This is a genomic window from Paenarthrobacter sp. PPS72 (assembly GCF_048537125.1).
Classification (GTDB): domain Bacteria; phylum Actinomycetota; class Actinomycetes; order Actinomycetales; family Micrococcaceae; genus Arthrobacter; species Arthrobacter nitroguajacolicus_E.
Map to the genome: position 1 here is coordinate 55,510 of NZ_JBLYIE010000036.1, position 421 is coordinate 55,930.

General features: G+C 63.9%; 1 protein-coding gene. It reads right to left on the bottom strand.

Annotated features, from left to right (window positions below; genetic code table 11):
- A partial coding sequence (locus ACLRGI_RS15100; protein ID WP_419202437.1) for a transketolase-like TK C-terminal-containing protein occupies positions 1-421 on the bottom strand: 421 nt, incomplete at both ends.

Consider the following 421-nt stretch of genomic DNA (forward strand, 5'->3'; position numbering starts at 1 on the left):
CCAGGAGGTCACGGAGTAGACCTCGGCGGCGACGTTCCAGTCTTCGGCGAGGATGCGTTGGGCTTCGAGGGCCCAGGGCACGGAGACGCCGGAGGCGAGGATGTTCGCGGTGGGGCGGTTGTTTCCGTTGTTGCCCTCTGTTGCGGGCGCGGGGGCTTCGGCGAGTTTGTAGATGCCTTTGAGGAGCCCGTTGATGTCGAGGTTTCCGGGTTCGGCGGGTTGGGTGATCGGCTCGTTGTAGACGGTGAGGTAGTACATCACGTTCCGGTCTTCACCGGTGCCGGTGCCTTCGCTGTTGTCGCCGTACATTTCTTCGAGGCCGTGGCGGATGATGTGGCCGATTTCGTAGCCGTAGGCGGGGTCGTAGGTTTTCACGGCGGGGTTGGTGGAGGCCAGCAGGGGTGAGTGTCCGTCGGCGTGT